Consider the following 3,295-nt stretch of genomic DNA (forward strand, 5'->3'; position numbering starts at 1 on the left):
CGCAGATAGGGGTTTCGGAATTTAATCTTGACGATGACCTACTCTCACATGGGGAAACCCCACACTACCATCGGCGATGCATCGTTTCACTGCTGAGTTCGGGATGGGATCAGGTGGTTCCAATGCTCTATGGTCGTCAAGAAATTCGGGTACTGAGTCGTGGCCGGTCGGCCGCGCTTCAGCAAATTGGGTAGGTGATAGTTGTCGGTGTTTTGTGAGTATCTCGAACTTTCGGTTCGTTTCGTCTTCACACACCGCAATCTGATGCTCTTTCGAGTAGTCAAATTGCTTGGGTGTTATATGGTCAAGCCTCACGGGCAATTAGTATTGGTTAGCTCAACGCCTCACAGCGCTTACACACCCAACCTATCAACGTCGTAGTCTTCGACGGCCCTTCAGGGGACTCAAGGTCCCAGTGAGATCTCATCTTGAGGCTAGTTTCCCGCTTAGATGCTTTCAGCGGTTATCTATTCCGAACATAGCTACCCGGCAATGCCACTGGCGTGACAACCGGAACACCAGAGGTTCGTCCACTCCGGTCCTCTCGTACTAGGAGCAGCCCCTCTCAAATCTCAAACGTCCACGGCAGATAGGGACCGAACTGTCTCACGACGTTCTAAACCCAGCTCGCGTACCACTTTAAATGGCGAACAGCCATACCCTTGGGACCGGCTTCAGCCCCAGGATGTGATGAGCCGACATCGAGGTGCCAAACACCGCCGTCGATATGAACTCTTGGGCGGTATCAGCCTGTTATCCCCGGAGTACCTTTTATCCGTTGAGCGATGGCCCTTCCATACAGAACCACCGGATCACTAAGACCTACTTTCGTACCTGCTCGACGTGTCTGTCTCGCAGTCAAGCGCGCTTTTGCCTTTATACTCTACGACCGATTTCCGACCGGTCTGAGCGCACCTTCGTACTCCTCCGTTACTCTTTAGGAGGAGACCGCCCCAGTCAAACTACCCACCATACACTGTCCTCGATCCGGATAACGGACCTGAGTTAGAACCTCAAAGTTGCCAGGGTGGTATTTCAAGGTTGGCTCCACGCGAACTGGCGTCCACGCTTCAAAGCCTCCCACCTATCCTACACAAGCAAATTCAAAGTCCAGTGCAAAGCTATAGTAAAGGTTCACGGGGTCTTTCCGTCTAGCCGCGGATACACTGCATCTTCACAGCGATTTCAATTTCACTGAGTCTCGGGTGGAGACAGCGCCGCCATCGTTACGCCATTCGTGCAGGTCGGAACTTACCCGACAAGGAATTTCGCTACCTTAGGACCGTTATAGTTACGGCCGCCGTTTACCGGGGCTTCGATCAAGAGCTTCGCGTTAGCTAACCCCATCAATTAACCTTCCGGCACCGGGCAGGCGTCACACCCTATACGTCCACTTTCGTGTTTGCAGAGTGCTGTGTTTTTAATAAACAGTCGCAGCGGCCTGGTATCTTCGACCGGCATGGGCTTACGCAGTAAATGCTTCACCCTCACCGGCGCACCTTCTCCCGAAGTTACGGTGCCATTTTGCCTAGTTCCTTCACCCGAGTTCTCTCAAGCGCCTTGGTATTCTCTACCCAACCACCTGTGTCGGTTTGGGGTACGGTTCCTGGTTACCTGAAGCTTAGAAGCTTTTCTTGGAAGCATGGCATCAACCACTTCGTCACCCAAAGGGTAACTCGTCATCAGCTCTCGGCCTTAGAATCCCGGATTTACCTAAGATTCCAGCCTACCACCTTAAACTTGGACAACCAACGCCAAGCTGGCCTAGCCTTCTCCGTCCCTCCATCGCAATAACCAGAAGTACAGGAATATTAACCTGTTTTCCATCGACTACGCTTTTCAGCCTCGCCTTAGGGACCGACTAACCCTGCGTCGATTAACGTTGCGCAGGAAACCTTGGTCTTTCGGCGTGGGTGTTTTTCACACCCATTGTCGTTACTCATGTCAGCATTCGCACTTCTGATACCTCCAGCAAGCTTCTCAACTCACCTTCACAGGCTTACAGAACGCTCCTCTACCGCATCACCTAAGTGATACCCGTAGCTTCGGTGTATGGTTTGAGCCCCGTTACATCTTCCGCGCAGGCCGACTCGACTAGTGAGCTATTACGCTTTCTTTAAAGGGTGGCTGCTTCTAAGCCAACCTCCTAGCTGTCTAAGCCTTCCCACATCGTTTCCCACTTAACCATAACTTTGGGACCTTAGCTGACGGTCTGGGTTGTTTCCCTTTTCACGACGGACGTTAGCACCCGCCGTGTGTCTCCCATGCTCGGCACTTGTAGGTATTCGGAGTTTGCATCGGTTTGGTAAGTCGGGATGACCCCCTAGCCGAAACAGTGCTCTACCCCCTACAGTGATACATGAGGCGCTACCTAAATAGCTTTCGAGGAGAACCAGCTATCTCCGAGCTTGATTAGCCTTTCACTCCGATCCACAGGTCATCCGCTAACTTTTCAACGGTAGTCGGTTCGGTCCTCCAGTTAGTGTTACCCAACCTTCAACCTGCCCATGGATAGATCGCCCGGTTTCGGGTCTATTCCCAGCGACTAGACGCCCTATTAAGACTCGCTTTCGCTACGCCTCCCCTATTCGGTTAAGCTCGCCACTGAAAATAAGTCGCTGACCCATTATACAAAAGGTACGCAGTCACCCAACAAAGTGGGCTCCCACTGCTTGTACGCATACGGTTTCAGGATCTATTTCACTCCCCTCTCCGGGGTTCTTTTCGCCTTTCCCTCACGGTACTAGTTCACTATCGGTCAGTCAGTAGTATTTAGCCTTGGAGGATGGTCCCCCCATATTCAGACAAAGTTTCTCGTGCTCCGTCCTACTCGATTTCATGACCAAGAGATTTTCGCGTACAGGGCTATCACCCACTATGGCCGCACTTTCCAGAGCGTTCCGCTAATCTCAAAGCCACTTAAGGGCTAGTCCCCGTTCGCTCGCCACTACTAAGGGAATCTCGGTTGATTTCTTTTCCTCAGGGTACTTAGATGTTTCAGTTCCCCTGGTTCGCTTCTTAAGCCTATGTATTCAGCTTAAGATACCTAACTTATGTTAGGTGGGTTCCCCCATTCAGACATCTCCGGATCACAGTCTGTTTGCCGACTCCCCGAAGCTTTTCGCAGGCTACCACGTCTTTCATCGCCTCTGACTGCCAAGGCATCCACCGTATGCGCTTCTTCACTTGACCATATAACCCCAAGCAATCTGGTTATACTGTGAAGACGACATTCGCCGAAAATTCGATCATACTCAATTAAGAGCAACTCACAAATTTTACCTTAGCCTGATCC

General features: G+C 51.4%; 2 rRNA genes. Both read right to left on the reverse strand.

The features are described from left to right. Positions 1-25 precede the first annotated feature (25 nt). Positions 26-141: ribosomal RNA gene (rrf, locus tag AEQ67_RS31500) — 5S ribosomal RNA — on the reverse strand. A 159-nt stretch (positions 142-300) separates the two neighbouring features. Further along, a 23S ribosomal RNA gene (locus tag AEQ67_RS31505) occupies positions 301-3,192 on the reverse strand. Positions 3,193-3,295 lie beyond the last annotated feature (103 nt).

The sequence above is a fragment of the Pseudomonas sp. RIT-PI-q genome, assembly GCF_001297125.1.
Taxonomy (GTDB): Bacteria; Pseudomonadota; Gammaproteobacteria; order Pseudomonadales; family Pseudomonadaceae; genus Aquipseudomonas.